This is a genomic window from Ruegeria sp. N10 (assembly GCF_056531545.1).
In genome coordinates this window covers 144,471-164,618 of sequence record NZ_JBQFLY010000005.1, presented here as the reverse complement: position 1 = coordinate 164,618, position 20,148 = coordinate 144,471, and the positions used below count along the sequence as shown (strand labels likewise).

The 20,148-nt window shown below is 55.4% G+C and carries 17 protein-coding genes; 12 read left to right on the top strand and 5 right to left on the bottom strand.

Annotated features, from left to right (window positions below; all coding sequences use genetic code 11):
- Positions 1-2 precede the first annotated feature (2 nt).
- Positions 3-1,226 (top strand): NADH:ubiquinone reductase (Na(+)-transporting) subunit F, encoded by a 1,224-nt coding sequence (nqrF, locus tag ACR0JI_RS09565; RefSeq protein WP_480483686.1) that lies wholly within the window; start codon positions 3-5, stop codon positions 1,224-1,226.
- Positions 1,227-1,280: 54 nt separating this feature from the next.
- Here nqrF and ACR0JI_RS09560 read toward each other — a convergent pair whose 3' ends face one another.
- On the bottom strand, positions 1,281-2,294 hold the full coding sequence (locus ACR0JI_RS09560; RefSeq protein ID WP_480494186.1) for an NAD-dependent epimerase/dehydratase family protein: 1,014 nt from the start codon (positions 2,292-2,294) through the stop codon (positions 1,281-1,283).
- A 181-nt stretch (positions 2,295-2,475) separates the two neighbouring features.
- Between ACR0JI_RS09560 and ACR0JI_RS09555 the strand changes: the two genes are divergently transcribed.
- Positions 2,476-3,240, top strand: coding sequence for a metallophosphoesterase family protein (locus tag ACR0JI_RS09555; RefSeq protein WP_480494184.1), 765 nt, complete (start codon positions 2,476-2,478; stop codon positions 3,238-3,240).
- Between the two features lie 2 nt (positions 3,241-3,242).
- Here the strand turns inward: ACR0JI_RS09555 and ACR0JI_RS09550 are convergent, their stop codons facing one another.
- Positions 3,243-3,767, bottom strand: a complete 525-nt coding sequence (locus ACR0JI_RS09550; protein ID WP_480477180.1) for a CBS domain-containing protein — start codon at positions 3,765-3,767, stop codon at positions 3,243-3,245.
- A 374-nt stretch (positions 3,768-4,141) separates the two neighbouring features.
- On the opposite strand from ACR0JI_RS09550, the gene ACR0JI_RS09545 reads away from it, so the two are divergent.
- The 6 genes from ACR0JI_RS09545 to ACR0JI_RS09520 all read left to right on the top strand — a co-directional run bounded on the left by ACR0JI_RS09545 (position 4,142) and on the right by ACR0JI_RS09520 (position 11,257).
- Complete coding sequence (locus tag ACR0JI_RS09545) at positions 4,142-5,167, top strand: FAD:protein FMN transferase (protein WP_480477184.1); 1,026 nt, start codon at positions 4,142-4,144, stop codon at positions 5,165-5,167.
- A gap of 14 nt (positions 5,168-5,181) precedes the next feature.
- Positions 5,182-5,418, top strand: coding sequence for a (Na+)-NQR maturation NqrM (gene nqrM, locus ACR0JI_RS09540; RefSeq protein WP_267366293.1), 237 nt, complete (start codon positions 5,182-5,184; stop codon positions 5,416-5,418).
- 73 nt (positions 5,419-5,491) lie between these two features.
- Positions 5,492-7,162 carry a sulfatase-like hydrolase/transferase gene (locus tag ACR0JI_RS09535; protein ID WP_480494182.1) on the top strand — a complete coding sequence of 557 codons (1,671 nt, stop codon included), beginning with the start codon at positions 5,492-5,494 and terminating at the stop codon, positions 7,160-7,162.
- A 103-nt stretch (positions 7,163-7,265) separates the two neighbouring features.
- Positions 7,266-8,783, top strand: coding sequence for a 2,3-bisphosphoglycerate-independent phosphoglycerate mutase (gene gpmI / locus ACR0JI_RS09530; RefSeq protein WP_480494180.1), 1,518 nt, complete (start codon positions 7,266-7,268; stop codon positions 8,781-8,783).
- Positions 8,780-9,910 (top strand): murein hydrolase activator EnvC family protein, encoded by a 1,131-nt coding sequence (locus tag ACR0JI_RS09525; RefSeq protein WP_480494178.1) that lies wholly within the window; start codon positions 8,780-8,782, stop codon positions 9,908-9,910. Before gpmI ends, ACR0JI_RS09525 begins: the two co-directional genes overlap by 4 nt.
- 6 nt (positions 9,911-9,916) lie before the next feature.
- The gene (locus tag ACR0JI_RS09520) at positions 9,917-11,257 is read left to right on the top strand and encodes a S41 family peptidase (protein WP_480494176.1); all 1,341 of its coding nucleotides are present in this window, start codon (positions 9,917-9,919) and stop codon (positions 11,255-11,257) included.
- A 137-nt stretch (positions 11,258-11,394) separates the two neighbouring features.
- Here the strand turns inward: ACR0JI_RS09520 and ACR0JI_RS09515 are convergent, their stop codons facing one another.
- On the bottom strand, positions 11,395-11,754 hold the full coding sequence (locus tag ACR0JI_RS09515) for a hypothetical protein (RefSeq protein WP_480494174.1): 360 nt from the start codon (positions 11,752-11,754) through the stop codon (positions 11,395-11,397).
- 11 nt (positions 11,755-11,765) lie between these two features.
- Entirely contained in the window at positions 11,766-12,527 is a 762-nt protein-coding gene (locus tag ACR0JI_RS09510) for a DUF6478 family protein (protein ID WP_480494172.1), read from the bottom strand.
- A gap of 250 nt (positions 12,528-12,777) precedes the next feature.
- Here ACR0JI_RS09510 and ACR0JI_RS09505 point away from each other — a divergent pair, with 250 nt between their 5' ends.
- The 4 genes from ACR0JI_RS09505 to ACR0JI_RS09490 are packed head-to-tail and all read left to right on the top strand — an operon-like array spanning position 12,778 to position 19,026.
- The gene (locus ACR0JI_RS09505; RefSeq protein WP_480477196.1) at positions 12,778-15,885 is read left to right on the top strand and encodes an ABC transporter transmembrane domain-containing protein; all 3,108 of its coding nucleotides are present in this window, start codon (positions 12,778-12,780) and stop codon (positions 15,883-15,885) included.
- Positions 15,878-16,762 carry a CPBP family intramembrane glutamic endopeptidase gene (locus ACR0JI_RS09500; RefSeq protein WP_480494170.1) on the top strand — a complete coding sequence of 295 codons (885 nt, stop codon included), beginning with the start codon at positions 15,878-15,880 and terminating at the stop codon, positions 16,760-16,762. The genes ACR0JI_RS09505 and ACR0JI_RS09500 overlap by 8 nt, the downstream gene beginning before the upstream one ends.
- 60 nt (positions 16,763-16,822) lie before the next feature.
- Positions 16,823-17,755, top strand: coding sequence for an acetyl-CoA carboxylase, carboxyltransferase subunit beta (gene accD, locus ACR0JI_RS09495; protein WP_480477200.1), 933 nt, complete (start codon positions 16,823-16,825; stop codon positions 17,753-17,755).
- Positions 17,752-19,026: a bifunctional folylpolyglutamate synthase/dihydrofolate synthase gene (locus ACR0JI_RS09490; protein ID WP_480477202.1), complete on the top strand. Its 1,275-nt coding sequence runs from the start codon at positions 17,752-17,754 to the stop codon at positions 19,024-19,026. Before accD ends, ACR0JI_RS09490 begins: the two co-directional genes overlap by 4 nt.
- Positions 19,027-19,087: 61 nt before the next feature.
- Here the strand turns inward: ACR0JI_RS09490 and zapE are convergent, their stop codons facing one another.
- Positions 19,088-20,146, bottom strand: coding sequence for a cell division protein ZapE (gene zapE, locus ACR0JI_RS09485; protein ID WP_480477204.1), 1,059 nt, complete (start codon positions 20,144-20,146; stop codon positions 19,088-19,090).
- Positions 20,147-20,148: the final 2 nt, after the last annotated feature.

The following is a 20,148-nucleotide window of genomic DNA, read 5'->3' as shown; positions in this document are numbered from 1 at the left end:
GAATGGAAACCTTTTCGCTCGGCGTTGTCCTGTTCACCCTGATCGTTCTGGCGCTGGTGGCCATCATTATGGCTGCACGTTCCAAGCTGGTGTCGACCGGCAACGTCAACATCACCATCAACGGTGAAAAGACTATCTCGGTTCCGGCTGGTGGCAAACTGCTGCAAACATTGGCGGCCGAAAAACTGTTTGTTCCGTCAGCCTGCGGTGGTGGTGGTACCTGTGCCCAGTGCCGCGTGAAAGTGCATTCGGGTGGCGGTTCGATCCTGCCGACCGAAGAAAGCCATATCACAAAGCGCGAAGCCTCCTGTGGCGACCGTCTGTCCTGTCAGGTGGCGGTCAAGCAGGACATGGAAATCGAAGTTCCAGAAGAGGTCTTCGGCGTCAAGAAATGGGAATGCACCGTTCGCTCGAACGAGAATGTCGCGACCTTTATCAAGGCCCTTACCCTAGACCTGCCCGAAGGTGAGGACGTGAATTTCCGCGCCGGTGGCTACATCCAGATCGAAGCGCCTGCTCATCAGTTGAAATACACTGATTTCGACGTGCAGGAAGAATATCGCGAGGATTGGGATCGCTTCAATCTGTGGCAATACGAGTCGGTTGTGAACGAACCTATCGAGCGCGCCTATTCGATGGCCAACTATCCGGATGAAAAGGGCATGATCATGCTTAACGTCCGGGTTGCTTCACCGCCTCCGGGCTCAGAAGGAATTCCGGCGGGACAGATGTCGTCCTACATCTTTAACCTGAAGCCGGGCGACAAAGTCACAATCTCGGGTCCATTTGGCGAGTTTTTCGCACGTGAAACCAAGAAGGAAATGGTCTTCATCGGTGGTGGCGCCGGTATGGCACCGATGCGCAGCCACATCTTTGACCAGCTCAAACGCCTTGAGAACCGCGACCGCAAGATCAGTTTCTGGTACGGTGCGCGGTCCAAGAAAGAGATGTTCTTTGTCGAGGATTTCGACCAACTGGCGGAAGAGTTCGACAATTTTGAATGGCATGTCGCTCTGTCGGATGCCCAGCCCGAGGATGAGTGGAAAGGCTATACCGGCTTCATCCACAACGTTCTGTTCGACGAATACCTCAAGAACCACCCGGCACCCGAGGATTGTGAATACTACATGTGTGGGCCGCCAATCATGAACCAGTCGGTTATCAACATGCTGCTGGATCTGGGCGTGGATCGCGAAGACATCATGCTCGACGATTTTGGCGGGTAACTAAAGTAACCGGCGCTGAGTGCGCCGGTTTTTTCATTCCGGCGCCAGATCGACCTATTTTCCGTAATAGTCCCGATACCAGGCGACGAACTGTGCGATACCGTCCTTCAGGTCGGTCTGCGGGCGATAATTCGTCAGCCGCTGCAACAGCTGATTGTCAGCCCAGGTGGCATGAACATCGCCCATCTGCATTGGCATAAAGTTTTTGACCGCTTTCTGGCCAACAGCCTCTTCGATGGCTTCTATGAAATCCATCAGACGCACCTTGTCTCCGTTGCCAATGTTGACGATGCGGTACGGTGCAACGGGCGACAAGCTGTCACCATCTTCGATATCCGCGCGGCTGGTTGGGCGGACCGGCGGAACATCGATCAGCAACCTGATCCCACGCACAAGGTCTTCTACATGCGTGAAGTCGCGATACATGTCGCCATGATTGTAGATGTCGATTGGTCTGCCATCCAGTATCGCAGCGACGAATTTGAAATAGGCCAGATCGGGGCGCCCCCAAGTGCCGTAAACGGTAAAAAATCGAAACATGGTGGTCGGCAAATCCCACAGATGGGCATAGGAATGCCCCATCGCCTCATTTGCCTTTTTGGTGGCGGAGTAGATCGTCAGTTGGGTGTCGGCTTTTTCTGTTTCGATGAACGGCATGTCTTCGTTTGCACCATAGATCGATGAGGTCGACGCCATCAAAAGATGTTCCACCTTATGCTGACGCGCAATTTCCATCACATTGAACGTGCCCACAACGTTCGACTCGATATAGCTGCGGGGATATTCAAGGCTGTGCCGCACGCCAGCCTGCGCGGCCAGATGTACGATGACATCGGGCTGAAACTCCTCAGCGACCTGCACAAGCCGATCAAAGTTTTCCAAACGGTCTTCAGTTGCCGTAAATCCTGAGGTTTGAAGCAGTATCTGATGTCGACGCTGTTTCAGGGTCACATCATAATAGTCGGTCATCCCGTCGTAGCCGTGTACCTGAAACCCTTCTGCCAAAAGCAACTTGGCCAGATGGAATCCGATGAACCCGGCAGAACCTGTAATCAATACTCGTTTCATAAAACCCTCAGAACTCACTGCAAATTCACCGCTGGCTGGAAGGCTGATCCTATCATCAGATCAACTGCTTGCGAACATCCTGCGGGCATATCGGACAATCTAAGGCTCGTGGTCAACACTTTGCCTATTCAAACAGTTGTTGATTGCGACCACCGAGCGGGGCGGGTAGGGATCAAATGCCATGATGAAAGACTGGATCAGACGGCGGTTCCAATCCGCGGCGAGGGAAAGCTCCAATGCGATGCCATGCGACGTGGCACCAGCAGAAAAAGTGACAGCTGTCGGCGATATTCACGGTCGTCTTGATCTGCTTCAGGCGGTTTTGCCACGATTCGACGATCAAAGCCCGCTGGTTTTTCTGGGCGATTACATCGACCGGGGGGCATACAGCGCGCAGGTACTGCGGCATTTGCATCACCTGAGTGAAGCGTCAGACGGGCGGGTGCAATGCTTGCTTGGCAATCACGAAGAGATGCTGCTGCAATTTGTAAACGACCCGGAACGCTACGCCAGGCTTTGGTTTCATAACGGTGGAGCGGAAACTCTGGCATCTTTCGGCCTCGTATGTCCCGACGAGTTGCACAGTGGCAAGCATCTGCCTGAACTGGCAGAGCGTCTGCGGCACAAGATGGGCGACAGCTTGCTGGACTGGCTTGCAAATCTGCCGCTGACCTGGACCAGCGGCAACGTCACCTTTGTCCACGCGGCGCTTGATCCGCGGCAATCCATTCAATCCCAGGATCGCCAAATCTGTCTATGGGGTCATCCGATGTTTCCACGGCTTGCACGCAGCGACGCGCAATGGGTTGTACACGGTCATACAATTGTAAACCAACCCCGGGTTAAAAACCGGGTTGTGTCGATTGATACCGGTGCCTTTGCCTCGGGCAGATTAACTGCCGTTGAATTAGACAGCGGTAGCATCGGGTTTCTTTCCACCGGTTGAAACTAGCCTACGATCATCTGCTTCATGCGAAGCGCTTCATACTCCAATTCCCTCAGGCGGAAATGCACTACGTCACCGATAGTGATGACACCGCACAAATTGCCATCACGCAGAACCGGCATATGGCGGAAACGTCCCTCGGTCATGGTCTTCAGCACGTCATTCAGCGTATCCTCGGGCATGCAGGCTTTTACATCTCTGGTCATCAGGTCTTCGACCGACTGTGGCAGAGTCTGTCCCGGCGTATCGGCCATGCGCCTCACGATGTCGCGTTCCGACAAAATTCCTTTCAATGCCCCGTTCTGATCGGTCACCAGAACAGCACCAATTCGCTTGTCCTTGAGCGTGTTCACTACCGAATGGATGGTATCATTAGGTCGCACCGAGAACACCGCATCCCCTTTACCCTCAAGCAGTTTGGCCACGGTCGTCTGCGAATGCGACAGGTTTGATTCCGCTGATTGGCTGTAGGTTGTCTTGTCAGCCTTGTCACCGCGCGACGGCGACTGATAAGAAGTTGGGGCCATGAGCAATCTCCTTATGGTTCTTGCAAAGTCTTTCCCTTTCACTTTAGCGCAGCTAAACGACCTGTATAGGGTGCAATTGCACGAGTTGGCCAAACGCAGGTCAGCAGAGGGAGCTTAAGCCTTTGAATGAACTCTATCTTACGCCCCCGGTTGCCGCGCTGATCTTCTTTGTGGCTGTTGTGTGCGGTCACAACTTTCGTATGGCGTGGAAGCAACAGAAGCCCGGGTGGCGGAAACGCGCGTGGTTGTTCGGAATTCCGGCTGGAACTGGTCTTCTGCTGTTGGGTTTCCTTCCATTGAAACTGTAATGCCAATTTGACTCTGGCGGGGACCGCTGTCATATGCCGGGCACAGAATGTCCCGGAGAACGCCCAATGCGTCTTTTGCCCGTACTGGCCTTTTTCACCCTTCTTTCAGGCTGTCTTTTTGACAAGGAACCCGAAGAAGTTCGTCTGTCCGGCGAGACAATGGGCACGACCTACAATATCACCGCAATTGGCGAGGACCTTGACAAAGACGCACTGGCCGCGGCCGTCAGTGATAAGTTGGCAGCAGTGAATGCCAAGATGTCCAACTGGGATCCGAACTCGGAAGTTTCTGTTTTTTCCGCATCGACCAGCACAGATCCGATGCCTGTGTCCAACGAACTCGCGCTGGTTCTTTCGGCAGCGAACGAAGTGCACTCGAAATCCGGTGGCATTTTCGACGTAACCCTCGGCCCTCTGATCGAACTTTGGGGTTTTGGCCCACGCAAGCCCGAAGACCCGGTGCCATCAGATGGGGATATCAACGCCGCGCTGAATGGTGTAGGTCAAGAACGCCTGCTAGCGCTCGATACGGATGCTGGTACGCTTGCCAAGTCAAACGCCAGTGTAGGCATTAACCTGTCCGCGATTGCAAAAGGCTATGGAATTGACGCTGTTGTGGAAACCTTGCAGGCCGCTGGCATCGAAAACTATCTGGTTGAAATTGGCGGCGATCTTGTGGCCAAAGGTAAGAATGACAAGGGCGAAGCGTGGCTCATTGGTATCGAAAAACCTGAAACGGGTTCGCAAACCATCCAGTTGATCATTTCTTTGGATGACAGGGGCATGGCCAGTTCGGGCGATTACAGGAATTTCTTTGAAAAAGATGGTGTGCGATATTCGCATATCATCGATCCGACAACAGGCCGTCCGATCACGCACCGCACCACTTCGGTCACCGTGCTGGCCGAAAACGCGATGATGGCCGATGCCTGGGCAACAGCCATGCTGGCCTTGGGGCAGGAAAAAGGGCTAGCTCTGGCAGAGGAGCATAAACTTGCAGTGTATTTCATCTCGCGGGATGTGACAGGCGGCGAAGATGCCTATATCACTGCCCATAGCACAGCGTTCAAAGACGCGCTGGGATCGAACTGACTGTTGGAGCTGAGATGAGTACCTTTATTCTGGCCTTCATTCTTCTCGCTCTCGTCATGGTGGGCATGTCATTGGGTGTCATGCTGATGGGCAAGACCATCAAAGGCAGCTGCGGTGGTCTAAACGCGATCTCGGGCGCGGATAAATGCGTTGTTTGCCAAAAAGACATCGACCCCGACAGCCCACTGCGCGACAAGCTGCAATGCAAACGTGCCAAGAAGATGCTGGAGCAAATGGACCGCCAGGCCTGACGCTGGTTTTGCTTCGCTCTGCGGATAGAAATGGCTAACTAGGTCCTCGTGACTTGTGGGGAAGGGCGTCAACTTGGCCAAGGCAAGAAACATCCTGTTCATCATGTTCGACCAGCTGCGATGGGATTATCTGAGCTGTTACGGCCATCCGCATCTGCATACCCCAAATATCGATCGTCTGGCAGCCAAAGGCGTGCGCTTCAACCGCGCCTATATCCAATCACCGATCTGCGGCAGCTCCCGCATGTCCACTTATACCGGGCGCTATGTGCATTCTCACGGGGCGTCGTGGAACGGAATTCCGTTGAAAGTCGGTGAGATTACAATGGGCGATCACCTGCGTAAGGCGGGGATGGATTGCTGGCTGGTTGGCAAAACTCATATGCGTGCAGATGCCGAAGGGATGGCGAGGTTGGGCTTGGAGCCTGACAGCCTGATCGGGGCCCGCGTCGCCGAATGTGGGTTCGACGTGTACGAACGGGATGACGGTATGCTGCCCGAAGGTCCGGATGGGTATTATGACCCGGAAGGGGCAAAGGAATACAACAAATTCCTAAAGGCCAAAGGGTATGAGAGCGACAATCCCTGGCATGACTTTGCCAATTCCGGGCTGGATGCGAATGGCAACGTTCTGTCAGGCTGGTTTCTGAAGAATTCACCCGAAGCCGCTAATATTGCCGAGGAAGACAGCGAAACGCCCTATCTGACCGGTCGCGGGATAGAGTTCATGGAAACGCATGATGGCCCGTGGTGCTGTCATCTGAGTTTTATCAAGCCGCATTGGCCGTACATCGTACCGGACCCATACGCCTCGATGTATGGACCGGAACATGTGCTGCCTGTGGTGCGATCCGAGGCGGAACGTCAGAATGCGCATCCCGTGCTTAAAGCCTTCATGGACACAAATATCGGCCAGACCTTTTCGCGGCAGGACGTACGTGAGGCGGTTATCCCGGCCTATATGGGGCTGATCAAGCAAGCAGATGACCAGATAGGCCGCCTGTTGGACTGGATGGAGAGAACCGGGCGGATGGAAAACACGATGATCGTGTTGACATCAGACCATGGTGATTTTCTGGGCGATCACTGGATGGGGGAAAAGACCTTCTTCCACAACGCCTCCACCAAGGTGCCGTTGATCATCTATGACCCGTCGCCCGAGGCGGACGCGACACGCGGTACCGTCAGCGATGCGCTTGTGGAATCCATCGACCTTGCACCGACCTTTGTCGATGCGGCTGGCGGGGAAGTGGCGACGCATATTCTGGAAGGTCACTCCCTGTTGCCTATTCTCTATGGGGAGAAGGACGCATTGCCACGCGATGTGGTGATCTGCGAATATGACTACTCGGCTTCACCAATCGCAAATGTTTTGGACGTGTCGGTCCGCGATGCGGTGATGTTCATGGCCGCAAGCAAGAAATGGAAACTGATCCATTGTGAAGGTGGGTACCGGCCAATCCTGTTCGATCTGGAAAACGACCCTGATGAGTTGAACGACCTGGGTGACAGCGCGGAGCATGCCGGTATGATCGCTGAAATGTACGAGCACCTGTTCGCCTGGACGCGGCGGGCGTCACAACGCACAACCCGGTCCGAGCAGCAATTGATTGAAATGCGAACCAAAAGCCGGGGCAGGAGTGTTGTTCTGGGCGTCTATGATGAAAACGATGCGCCGTTGGACCTGACCGTCAAATACCGCAATCGCAAGGCGCGCCCTTTCCAGAGCTATCTAAAAGACTAACACACTCTGTGTCGGTTAAAATTGTTCATCATTGCAAAGGTGGTTCACCCGTTGAAGTCCAAAGGATAGAAGGTGACCCAAGAGCAGAAAACGGAGTACATCAATGGCCACCCCCAAACCTGTTGTCCTGTGCATTCTTGATGGTTGGGGCCTGTCCGAGGACACAAAAGCCAACGCACCCTATCTGGCAAACACGCCGACGTTTGACGCGATCCTGTCTGAGTGCCCGCATTCAACCCTGATCACCCACGGCCCCGATGTGGGTCTGCCAAGCGGACAGATGGGAAATTCAGAGGTCGGGCACACCAATATCGGTGCAGGGCGTGTGGTCGCCATGGATCTGGGCCAGATTGATCTTTCCATTGAAGACCGGACTTTCTTCGAAAACGAAGCGCTGCAAGCTTTCATCGCCAGCGTCAAATCCTCTGGCGGCACTGCGCATCTGATGGGGTTGATCTCGGATGGTGGGGTGCATGGTCATCTGAACCATATCGTTGCCGCAACCACTGCCATAACGGATGCCGGTGTCCCGGTTGCACTACACGCAGTGACGGACGGGCGTGATGTCGCGCCAAGGTCAGCTCTGACTTACATCGCTGAGTTGGAAGAACGCTTGCCCGAAAACGCACGCATCGTCACCGTAAGCGGGCGGTACTTTGCCATGGATCGCGACAATCGCTGGGAGCGTGTCAGTGAAGCGTATGCTGCAATGGTCAACGGGCAGGGCCGAACAGCAAGCAGTTCCCATGGCGCGGTTGATCACGCCTATAACCAGTCCGAATCTGACGAGTTCGTCACACCAACCGTATTAACGGGGTATGACGGTATTAACGATGGCGATGGTTTCTTTTGCCTGAACTTTCGCGCCGACCGTGCCCGTGAAATTCTGCGCGCCATCGGAGAGCCAGGATTTTCCGAGTTTGCGACAGGACCGCGCCCGAAGCTTTCAGCTCTGCTGGGCATGGTCGAATATTCTGACGGGCACAATGCTTACATGACCACGGTTTTTCCAAAGCGCTCGATTGTGAATACTCTGGGCGAATGGGTCGCCAAGCAAGGGCTTCGGCAGTTTAGACTGGCTGAAACCGAGAAGTACCCGCATGTTACGTTCTTTCTGAATGGCGGTAAGGAGACGCCCGAACTAGGCGAGGATCGCTTTATGCCGAGCTCGCCGAAAGTGGCGACCTACGATCTACAGCCCGAAATGTCGGCCGCAAAGGTTACGGAGAAATTTATCGAAGCCATCGAAGGAGGGTATGACTTGATTGTTACAAATTATGCCAATCCCGATATGGTTGGCCATACAGGTGATCTGAATGCTGCGATCAAAGCGTGTGAAGCCGTCGATCAGGGGTTGGCGCAAGTCATTGCGGCTCTTGAAAAGGTCAAGGGAGCGATGATTATCACGGCCGATCACGGTAATTGCGAAGTCATGGTCGATCCTGTGACCGGCGGCCCGCACACGGCCCATACGCTCAATCCTGTTCCCGTGGCGCTGTTTGGCGGGCCTGAAGGTGCGAAATTGCGCCAAGGACGTTTGTCCGATCTTGCCCCGACCCTGCTTGAGCTGATGGGATTGCCGAAACCGCCGGAAATGACCGGGGAAAGCCTGCTGTCATGAAAATGGCTGCTCTGGCAGTGTGTCTGTTTTTAGCCTTGCCGGCACTGGCCCAGCCAGACGCCTCCAAGGCCACTTTGGACGCAGCGCAGATGCTCGAACAGGCGTCCATCGCGTTATCCGAGGCCGAAAGTGCCCGGGACCGGGTCCATGCTCTTACGGAGACGATCCATGCCTATGAGGCCGGGTTGGGCGCGATGCGGGTGGGATTGCGCCAAGCGGCAACCCGCGAGGCGCAACTGAGTGCCGAATTGCGGGCGCGCGAAAAGGAAATCCGGCGATTGCTTGGTGTTCTGCAAACCATTGAAACGACCGAACCACCCGTCTTGATGTTACATCCGTCCGGTCCGTTGGGGGCGGCCCGTGCAGGTATTATGCTGTCCGAGGTCACCCCTAGCCTGAACGCCAGCGCGCAGGAACTGGCGCAGGACCTGAATGAAGTGCAGACATTGCGTGTCTTGCAGCAAAAGGCCTCGGAAACTTTGACAGAGGGTCTGACGGGCGTTCAGGAGGCCCGTACCCGTCTGAGCGAGGCAATCGCCGACCGCACGGATTTGCCCCGCCGTTTCGTGGAAGACCCGGTGCGGACGGCCATTTTGATCTCGTCGACCGAAACACTGGATGGCTTTGCAAGTGGTCTGTCCGAGATCTCGGAGGGAGAGATCCTCGACAGCAATGCCAGTGTCATGGACAGGAAAGGCCGGATATCAATGCCGGTACAGGGAATCTTGCTGCACAAGGCCGGTGAAACGGACGCCGCCGGTGTCACGCGCCCCGGCCTGATTGTGGGTACACGCCCGCGCGCCCTGGTCACCTCGCCCACCGCCGCGACAATTCGCTATCGCGGGCCGCTTCTGGACCTGGGGAACCTGATCATACTTGAGCCTCAATCGGGTCTTTTATTCGTATTTTCCGGTTTGCAGGAGGTCTATGGCCAGCCAGGTCAGGTGATCCCGGAGGGCACACCGGTTGGCCTGATGCCCGGTGAAATGCCGGAAATCGGCGCAATTTTGTCAACAAGCAGTGATGGCACTGGAACTGACCGCTCAGAAACGCTCTATATAGAGGTAAGAGAAGATAATCGCCCCGTGGACCCGGAATCGTGGTTTCGGACCGACAAGGATGGATAAACGCGTATGAAGAAATTTGTGGTGGCCGGTCTGGCTGGAACTGTGGCAGGTATTCTTGCAACAACTCAGATCGCAGGACCCCTGCTGGCGCAGGAGGCCGAGAACAAGGCAAGCGTCTATGAACAGCTGGATTTGTTCGGCGACATTTTTGAACGTATTCGCGCACAGTATGTCGAAGAGGTTGAGCCCGAAGAGCTGATCGAGGCGGCGATTGACGGCATGTTGACATCACTTGATCCGCATTCGAGTTATCTTTCTCCTGACGATGCCGAACAAATGCGCGTGCAGACCCGGGGCGAATTTGGTGGGTTGGGTATCGAAGTCACGCAGGAAGAAGGCTTTGTCAAAGTCGTCTCACCCATTGACGATACCCCCGCCGACGCAGCCGGAATCGAAGCCGGGGATTTCATTACCCATGTGGACGGTGAAAGCATTCTGGGCCTGACGCTGGACAAAGCGGTTGACCTGATGCGCGGCCCGGTCGGGTCCGAAATTATCATCACCGTCGTACGTGAGGGTGAACCTGATCCCTTCGACGTCACTATTATCCGTGACACAATCAAGTTGACCGCTGTACGCGCACGGACCGAAGGCACCAGTGTCGTGCTGCGTGTAACCACATTCAACGACCAGACCTTCCCGAACCTGAAAGAAGGCTTGCAGGAGCAGATTGCCGAAGCAGGTGGCATCGACAAGGTGAACGGCTTTGTTCTGGACCTGCGCAACAACCCAGGCGGCCTGTTGACTCAGGCGATCAAAGTGTCGGACGCGTTCCTGAACGAAGGCGAAATCGTTTCTACGCGCGGCCGTGATCCGAACGAAGGTGAGCGGTTCAATGCAACCCCCGGGGATCTGGCCGAAGGCAAGCCGATTGTGGTGCTGATCAATGGCGGCTCGGCCTCGGCGTCCGAGATTGTGGCCGGTGCGTTGCAGGATCATCGCCGCGCTATCGTCGTTGGCACCAAGAGCTTTGGTAAAGGATCCGTGCAGACGGTCATGCCACTGCGCGGTGACGGTGCCATGCGCCTGACCACATCGCGCTATTACACGCCATCAGGACGCTCAATCCAGGCCCTTGGCGTCAGTCCAGACATCATTGTTGAGCAGCCTCGCCCGGCACCTGCACAAGAAGAGGATGAGAGTAATGTGCGGACCCGGTCCGAAGCTGACCTGCGCGGCAGCCTGAACAATGACAGCCTGAGCGAGGATGAAGTTCGCCAGATTGAGGAAGATCGCGCTAGGGCCGAAGCCACGGCCGAGCTGCGGAAAGAGGATTATCAACTAGCATATGCCATAGACATCCTTAAAGGCTTGTCAGCGTTCACCCCGCACGGGCCGTCCCAATAACCAAACCAATGGGCCGCGTACAACGCGGCCCTTTTCTTTCTGGCTCGCGGGATATTATTTCATCATCCAGCAGCGCAATACGCAGGCACCGCGCTTAGTGCACATAACTGAATGGATCATCGGACTTCGCAAGCGTTTTAGCCGTCTCCTCGGCTTTCCCGTCGGAAAGCGCGTTTCAGCATATCCAGCTCCGCGCGCAAAAGATCCACTTCAGCCCTGAGATCATCGGCGGCTGGTTCACCTGCAATAATGGAGAAACTCCCAAGTTTCTCAACGCCGTCTGCGTCGACTATGACGAAGCTGTGCACGCCTTCGGACAGGGCTGTCACGGGTACCGGAACATTCAGGTCCCATCCGTTGTCTGCGGGCGAAAGCTCAACTCCCTCCAGAGCTTTCCCCAGATATCGAACCTCCAATCCCGGTTGCCGCTCGGCCTCAACATGACCGTGCCAAATACCGTTTTCGAACCGAATGAAGGTCAGGGATGTTTGTGTCATCTTTGATCGTCTCACAAGTCGGCGCGATGGAAACGGCAAAACGTAAGGTCTCGCACACTCATACGGTTCATTTCCGGTTTTTCGAAAATAAGATCCAGCCAGATCTTTTCGATCCTGCATTCATTCAGGGGCAGGTGAGCCAAGTCAAACTCAACTGCGTTCACGGCGTCAGAAGGGTTCAGTTGCCGCAAAACCTGCTCCATGTTGGGTCCGTGCTGAACATTGAGACGTGCGAACACACCCGATGGTTTTTCGCAGTCAATCAGGGTTTCTAACCGGATCAGATGCTCGCGTGTCAGGTCACGGGCGGCCTCACGCGGCAAGTCGATCGATACTGACAGGAACGACCCCTCGAAACCAAAGACCTCTACCTCCAGACTGAACGGAGCCAGATCACTTGCCCCCCGGTTGCGGATTTGCCGCACGACGATTTCGGTCAATGGGCAGTCGTGAAACAAGCTGACCTGATCGTCCATAACCGTTCTACGGGGAACAGAGGCCATGCCGGATTGCAACAACGGTGCGCGCCAAAGTCCGGGCCGCCAGCTCCAGTCGGTACCGACAGGCCGGTGAAACTGAGTTGATCCTATTTTTGGGCGGAGCAAACGCGCATCCGCCAGTTGGATCAGGCGATCCAGTTGTCCACGCAGACTGCGTGCCTGATCGCGTTTCAATCGCAACTCGGCTTGCGCCGAATCTGGCGCCTGCCGCACAGCCCGGCTCCAGCGGCCGAGCGTCCGGCGATGAATATAGCGATCCAGAATCCTGCGCATGGTCTCTTCGTCCGATAATGTCCTTCTTTAGTCAAAGAAATGAGTAGGAATAAACCCGCAATCACAAAAACACTACTTGAGCGCTACGTTTTCTGGTTGGTGGGTAAGCGTAAAAAAGATAGGTGCCGGATTGGGGGGCTGATGCCGTCAATTCTTGCAATACGTCGGGTCAGTGCTTACCGTCTGTTTCCTAAAAATGGGTTACCCCAGAACAGCCAAACATCAGTTAAGCTATCGATAAGGCCAGGCTATGGAGCCCACATTATTTTCTTTTATTTGGAAGTATTCGAAAAAACAGCAACTTGTCCTGTTGCTGCTAACGGTCCTGTCCTTCCCTTTTCTATATGCGTCGCTGGAGCTGCCGAAACAAATCATCAATGACGCTATTGGTGCGCCGGGCGACACGGTGACAGTCTGGGGCATCACAGTGTCTCAAGTTCAGTATCTGATGATACTGTGCTTTCTATTTCTGGCCACTGTGATCGCCAGTGGTTTGATGAAGATGCGCATCAATACGATGAAAGGCATCTTGTCCGAACGTATGCTGCGCCGTCTTCGCTATACCCTGATTCAACGCTCGATGCGGTTCCCAAAGTCCTATTTCGCGACCACCAGCCAAGGAGAGCTGGTCTCGATGATCACATCCGAGGCCGAGCCGATGGGCGGCTTGATGGGGGATGCGATTGCGCAACCGGTGTTTCAGTTCGGCCAAATGATGACAATCGTCACCTTTCTGTTCATGCAAAGCCTCTGGTTTGGTCTGGCAAGCATCGCGCTGATCCCGCTTCAGGCCTGGTTGATCCCCAAGTTGCAACGCCAGATCAATTTGCTGAACAAGGACCGTATTCAGGAGGTTCGGCGCCTGAGCTCGGAAATCGGGGAAAGCGCGGCGGGCATCAGCGACCTGCGCACGAATGGCGGCTGGCGGTATCGTCTGGCACAGTTCAGCCATAGGCTGGGAACCTTGTTCGAGATCCGGTTCAAGATCTACAAAAAGAAATTCTTTATGAAGTTCCTGAACAATCTGATCACTCAGATGACGCCTTTTTTGTTTTATTCGGTGGGCGGATACCTGGCGATCACGGGCGAGGTGACAGTAGGTGCATTGGTTGCCGCGTTGGGCGCGTACAAAGACCTTAGCGGGCCCTGGAAAGACCTTCTGACCTACTACAACCAGGTACAGGATATGTCCCTGCGATGGGAAGTGGTTACTGAAAGATTTGCCCCGGACAACATGATTCCCGAAGAGCTGTTCATCGGTGAGCCGGAAACCATTCCGCATCTGACCGGTGATATCGAATTGCGCAATGTGACCGTACGCGATGGCGATGGCAAAACCATTCTAGAGGATATTGATCTGACTATCCCACGTGGCGCGCGTGTGGCGATTCAATCCACCCATGCGTCGGAACGCAGTGCATTGGGCCAGTTGCTGACCCGCGAGGTTCTGCCTGTTCAGGGCGATGTGATCATAGCTGGCCACAGGCTGGACGAATTGCACCAATCAGTTATCGCGGCCCGGATCGGTTATGCCTATTCACGCCCGTATCTGTTTGACGGGACTTTGGGCGATAACCTCATGATGTCATTGCGCACCCATCCACAGCACGAGGCAGATGCCATAAGAACCCCGTCCCGTCGTCAGATCGAGTCTGTTCGGGCCGGTAACCCACCAGACTCGCTGGAAGATGAGTGGATCGATCCGGGACTGGCCGGTCTGGACGATATTGATGGAATACGTGATTGGTGGTTCCAACTGGTGGAAGCCATGGGGATTGACGAGTTCATGTTCCGGCGCACTCTGCGCACCCAGTTTGATCCAGAGATACACCCGATACTGGCACAGGAAATAGTCAGGCTGAGAGACTCCATCGCTGAACGGTTGAAGGCAAAAGGACTGGATCGGTATGTTTATCGGTTCGATCCCAACCAGTTCAACCCGGCTGTCCCGCTTGGGGGAAACCTGTTGTTCGCGGCACCGTCGCGCGACATCTCTCCAGACATTCTGGCTGGCGACGCGCGGTTTGTACAATTGCTCAGCACCCATGATCTTGCAGATGACGCGATCAGCATATCGAATGCCGTCATGGATACTCTTGGCAAGACATTTGGGCGGGATGGGGCTGACCATCCCCTGTTTCTGCGGCTTGGCATGTCCAAGGACATGTATCATCGGCTGCTTGACATCCAGGACCGGCGCAAAGCCAAAGGGAATGCTGCGCTGAGCGATCAGGAGCGCGCCTTGCTACTGACAGTGCCTTTCCTTCTGACCGCAGAACAGATCGGTCCTGATTTCCCAGAGGAATACAAGGAAAAAATCCTTGCTATCCGCAAGACCCAGGCTGAACGGTTGCGTGGTGCAATGGACGGTTTGTTCATGTCTGTGGCGCCTGACATCTATGTGCCGCGCCTGACCGTGATGGAAAACGCGATCTATGGCCGGATATCTTTGATGGCAGGTGCCCATGCCGAAGATATCGAAGACATCGTTGCAGAGGCCATGAACGAAGCCGGTCTGCGCCGTCGAGCAGCGGCCATTATTTATGACCTTCCGTCCGGGCTGGGCGGCAACAACCTTCCAACTGTGTTTCAGGAGCGTGCCGCTTTTTCGCGCGCAGGCATCAAACGCCCCGACATTCTGATCCTGGACAAGGCGTTGGCCAGCCACGACTCGGAAAGCCGGTTGCGCACGCGCCTGAAACTGCGGGAGTTGCTGCCCGATTCCATCATGATTTTCATGGAGGATCATTTTGCGCACCCCGAAGCCTATGACTTGTTTGTAGAAATAAAGGATGGACGGATCGACGGCGTCTCGCGGAGCAGGCCAGCGCATGAGGACAGCACTTCGGACGATCTGAGCCGGAAACTCGAGATCCTGTCAGCAACGCAGCTGTTTTCTGGCTTGGATGGCCGAAACCAGCGGCTGCTGGCGTTTTCGGCGCAATGGTACGAGGCCAGCGCCGGACAAGTCATCTTTTCCCGCGGTCAGGCGCCGGATGCGGCCTATTTGTGCATTTCAGGACAGGCCAAACTGGATTGGTCCAACGAGGATGGAACGAAACGGACAATCTCGATCATAGAACCCGGACGGCTCATCGGCGACCTGTCCATCATTACAGGGGAACCACGGCAGCTGGATCTGGTCGCGACGGAAGATAGCAGCTTCTTGCGTATCGGCGCAGAAGAGCTGCGTGCCGTTGTTGAAAGCGATGCTTCGGTCGCTATGCAGTTGCTGCAGACGGTTGCAGGGTATCTGACGACGCTCTCGAACAGGATCAGCGTGACCCAGAACGCCGAAGACATGTTTCCGCCCGTGACAGATGAAACGGCGCAGGAAGGTATTGGTAAGAATGCCTAGAGCGTATTCGGCTCATGCGCGTTTGGTCGAAACAGCCCGCGCCAGACCCGAACTCTGGCGTCTTTTGCTGGGGCTGGCATTGATCGCCGCGCTGGTCAGCGTTTTGAACCTGGTGTTTTTTACCGTGATCACGGGGTTGGGCCCAGCGAAGTGGGGTCAGGAACTTTTGCAAGGCAACACACCTTTGGCGCTGCTTCTGATGCTGGCCAGTTTCGGGTTCATCATTCTTGGCGTGGCAGTGGCCGCGCGTCAGCTTCAGCACCGATCTTTGCGATCAATTTTTGGCCAACGGGGTCTGGTTGCGGCCCAATTTCTGAAAGTGCTGAAAGCCCTGCTTATCTTGGGCGCCGTCGGTGTCTTGCTGCCGCCCTACGGCTTGGGGGAATCTCTGTCAAAGAATCTGCCATTTTCAACTTGGCTCTTGTTGCTTCCGGTCTCGGTATTGGTTGTCCTGATTCAGACCAGCGCCGAAGAAGTTCTGTTTCGAGGGTACATTCAGCAAGCTCTTGCAGCCAGGTTTCAATCGCCCGTCATTTGGATGGGGGTTCCGTCTGTTTTGTTTGCCGCCGGCCACTACACACCGGAACTGGAAGGAGAAAATGCAATTCTGTTTGTGCTTTGGGCATTAATATTTGGGTTGTTTGCATCCGATCTCACAGCGCGATCAGGCACATTGGGGCCAGCTATCGCCTTGCATTTCTTCAATAACATCATCGCATTATTGTTCATTTCTTTGCCAGATAACTTGAGTGGGCTGGCGCTTTTCTCGCTTCCCTTCGATGCATCTGACGCCGAACGGCTTCGTCCCTGGCTGATGGTGGATTTGGCTGTGATGTTCGTATGCTGGCTGGCAGCGCGGCTTGCGCTCAGGCGTTGATTGCATTTCTTCCCGTGGCGTCTTATTTGACGTCAACACCGCACAAGCCAAGGTTCCGACATGAACTGGATCACAAACTACGTCCGCCCCCGGATCAACTCGATCTTCTCTCGCCGCGAAGTGCCCGAAAACCTCTGGCAGAAATGTGACGAGTGCGGAACGATGCTGTTTCATCGTGAACTTGCGGAAAATCAGAACGTCTGTACCCAATGTGACCATCACATGGCGATTACCCCACGCGAGCGATTCAATCACCTGTTCGACGGCGGTATTTTCACTGAGGTTGCAGTGCCAGCCCCCAAAGACGATCCCTTGCATTTCCGCGACCAGAAGAAATATCCCGAGCGTATGCGAGCGGCGCAGAAAAAGACCGGCGAAAAAGAGGCGATGCTGGTTGTCAAAGGAGAAATCGGGCGCACGCCTATCGTTGCAGCAGCGCAGGATTTTTCCTTCATGGGCGGATCAATGGGCATGTATGTAGGCAACGCGATCATCGCGGCCGCTCAAGAAGCGGTTAAGCTAAAGCGCCCACTGATCCTGTTCTCGGCAGCTGGTGGTGCGCGGATGCAGGAAGGCATACTCAGCCTGATGCAAATGCCGCGCACAACCGTAGCCGTCGAAATGCTGAAAGAAGCGAATTTGCCCTATATCGTTGTGCTGACCCATCCCACCACCGGTGGTGTGACGGCGTCATATGCGATGTTGGGCGATGTCCACATCTCTGAACCGAACGCGTTGATCTGCTTTGCCGGTCCCCGAGTTATCGAGCAGACGATTCGCGAAAAGTTGCCCGACGGCTTCCAGCGGGCCGAGTACCTGCTGGATCACGGGATGCTGGACCGTGTCACCAAACGTACCGAGATGCGCGACGAACTGATCACCATCACCCGGATGCTGATGAACCAACCGCCGGCGATCAAAGGTGATCTGCCAGCACCGATCCCGGATGAAACGGCCAAGGTCGCGCAGGCCGAAGAGACCGGAAAAAAATGAACACCAAGACATCTGACGCCATACTCGACCGGATGATGGCGCTGCACCCCAAGATCATTGATTTGACCTTGGACCGCGTCTGGCGATTGCTGGCCGCTTTGGACAACCCGCAGCTCAAGCTGCCTCCAGTTATCCATATTGCCGGAACCAACGGTAAAGGCTCGACCCAGGCCATGATCCGGGCGGGCTTGGAAGGGGCAGGGCGTTCCGTTCATGCCTACACTTCGCCCCATCTAGCGCGATTTCACGAACGTATCCGGTTGGCGGGCGAACTGATTTCGGAACCCGGCCTGACCGCGGTTCTGGATGAGTGCTACGCGGCGAATGGCGGCGAGAACATCACGTATTTCGAGATCACAACCTGCGCCGCCTTGCTGGCCTTCTCTCGCTGCAAAGCAGATTACACTCTGCTCGAGGTCGGTCTGGGCGGACGGCTTGACGCGACAAATGTGATTGATGAACCGGCGGTGACAGTCATTACGCCGGTTTCAATCGATCATGAACAGTATCTGGGCGACACCCTGGGAAAGATTGCCGCCGAAAAGGCGGGCATTATCAAACCTGGTGTGCCATGCATCGTCGGCCCGCAAGAAGACGAGGCGCTGGAGGTGATCGAGTACACAGCCGCCCGGTTGGGCGCACCGCTGCTTGTACATGGCCAGCATTGGCACGTTCATGAAGAAAACGGGCGCTTGATCTATCAGGACGAAACCGGGCTGCGTGATCTGCCGCTACCCAACCTGCTGGGTGCACATCAGTTCCAGAATGCCGGTGCCGCCTTAGCGGTTCTGCGTCATCTTTCAATGGGTGACGCGGCCTACGAGGCTGCCGTATCCAATGCCGATTGGCCTGCGCGTATGCAACGTCTCAAAACCGGCCCGCTGACCGAGCAAGCCCCTCAGGTCGAACTGTGGCTGGATGGAGGGCATAACGCGGCCGCAGGTATCGCGCTGGCCGATGTGCTGGCGAAAATGCCGAAACGTCCCACGCATTTAATCTGCGGTATGCTCAACACGAAAGACGTGACTGGGTATCTCGCGCCACTGTCCAGACAGGTTGCAAGTCTGACTGCCGTCTCCATACCGGGCGAGGCGGCCACGCTCAGCGCCGATGAAACCGCCGCCGCCGCCGCCAAAGTTGGCTTGCCCTCTTCGGTCGCTGCAAGCGTTTCGGATGCGTTGAAGGCAATCACGGATCAAGACCCACAGGCGCGTGTCCTGATCTGCGGCTCCCTTTATCTTGCCGGAAACATCCTGCGAGAAAACGGTTAAGCTTCATCTTTTCGCAAATACTCCGGGGGAGGCGTGCGCAGCGCGACGGGGGCAGAGCCCCCTACTTCCCCCAGTTCTGGTCCTGCATTTCCCGCAGGCGCGACGCAGTACGCTCAAACTCAAAGGTGCCTTCACCTTCGACATACAACATCTCGGGCTCTGCCGCAGCCGAGCAGATCAACCGAACTTTTGCCTCGTAGAGCGCATCAATCAGGATGACAAAGCGCTTGGCTTCGTTGAAGTTATTTCTCGACAGACGGGGGATGTCCTCAAGCACCAGCACTTTAATTGCTTCTGCGATAGCCAGATAGTCTGCCGGTCCCAGCATCCGGCCGCACAGGTCATAGAACGAAGCCCGTGCAACACCATTGCGAAATGCGGGCAGTTCGACAGCGCGGCCTTTGACCTGCAATATCAACGGATCGGCAGGACCGCCTGCAAGATCTTTCCAGACATCCCGTATTTTCTGCCGCGCTTCGGGCCCGATGGGTGTAAAATAGACCGGAGCACCCTCTAGTCTGTTCTGACGGTAATCCGTGGGCGATACCAGTTCCCATACCTGCAACTGGTCTTTGATATGGGCAATAAAAGGCAAGAATAATTGCCGGTTCAACCCATCCTTATACAGCTCGTCCGGATGCCTGTTCGACGTGGTCACAACAACAACGCCACCCTCGTGCAGCAGGTCAAACAAGCGGCCAACGATCATCGCATCCGTAATGTCAGTGATCTGCATCTCGTCGAAGGCCAGCAGGCGGACGGATTTCACAACCTCTCTCGCCACAGGTGCCAGAGCATCTTCGACGTTCTCTTTTCGGGCCTTGTGCATTCCGGCATGGATTTCCTGCATGAAGGCATGAAAGTGAACGCGCCGTGCGGGGATTTCACCCAGCGTGTCGACGAACATGTCCATCAGCATCGATTTGCCGCGTCCGACGCCGCCCCACAGGTACAGGCCTTTGGGCGTTGGCGGAGCCTTGCGGAAAAACCCTCGTTTTACCGGCTCGGCCAGTGCCGCGCGGATGCGATCAAACTGGGGCAAAACGGCTTCTTGAGCGTCGTCGCGCGTCAGAGTTCCATCCGCAACGCGGGCTTCGTAAAGCGAAATCAGATCCGTCATGA

Coding starts and splice junctions, on each gene's coding strand:
- nqrF (WP_480483686.1), top strand. CDS start 3: ATGGAAACCTTTTCGCTCGGCGTTGTCCTGTTCACCCTGATCGTTCTG.
- ACR0JI_RS09560 (WP_480494186.1), bottom strand. CDS start 2,294: ATGAAACGAGTATTGATTACAGGTTCTGCCGGGTTCATCGGATTCCAT.
- ACR0JI_RS09555 (WP_480494184.1), top strand. CDS start 2,476: ATGATGAAAGACTGGATCAGACGGCGGTTCCAATCCGCGGCGAGGGAA.
- ACR0JI_RS09550 (WP_480477180.1), bottom strand. CDS start 3,767: ATGGCCCCAACTTCTTATCAGTCGCCGTCGCGCGGTGACAAGGCTGAC.
- ACR0JI_RS09545 (WP_480477184.1), top strand. CDS start 4,142: ATGCGTCTTTTGCCCGTACTGGCCTTTTTCACCCTTCTTTCAGGCTGT.
- nqrM (WP_267366293.1), top strand. CDS start 5,182: ATGAGTACCTTTATTCTGGCCTTCATTCTTCTCGCTCTCGTCATGGTG.
- gpmI (WP_480494180.1), top strand. CDS start 7,266: ATGGCCACCCCCAAACCTGTTGTCCTGTGCATTCTTGATGGTTGGGGC.
- ACR0JI_RS09525 (WP_480494178.1), top strand. CDS start 8,780: ATGAAAATGGCTGCTCTGGCAGTGTGTCTGTTTTTAGCCTTGCCGGCA.
- ACR0JI_RS09520 (WP_480494176.1), top strand. CDS start 9,917: ATGAAGAAATTTGTGGTGGCCGGTCTGGCTGGAACTGTGGCAGGTATT.
- ACR0JI_RS09515 (WP_480494174.1), bottom strand. CDS start 11,754: ATGACACAAACATCCCTGACCTTCATTCGGTTCGAAAACGGTATTTGG.
- ACR0JI_RS09510 (WP_480494172.1), bottom strand. CDS start 12,527: ATGCGCAGGATTCTGGATCGCTATATTCATCGCCGGACGCTCGGCCGC.
- ACR0JI_RS09505 (WP_480477196.1), top strand. CDS start 12,778: ATGGAGCCCACATTATTTTCTTTTATTTGGAAGTATTCGAAAAAACAG.
- ACR0JI_RS09500 (WP_480494170.1), top strand. CDS start 15,878: ATGCCTAGAGCGTATTCGGCTCATGCGCGTTTGGTCGAAACAGCCCGC.
- accD (WP_480477200.1), top strand. CDS start 16,823: ATGAACTGGATCACAAACTACGTCCGCCCCCGGATCAACTCGATCTTC.
- ACR0JI_RS09490 (WP_480477202.1), top strand. CDS start 17,752: ATGAACACCAAGACATCTGACGCCATACTCGACCGGATGATGGCGCTG.
- zapE (WP_480477204.1), bottom strand. CDS start 20,146: ATGACGGATCTGATTTCGCTTTACGAAGCCCGCGTTGCGGATGGAACT.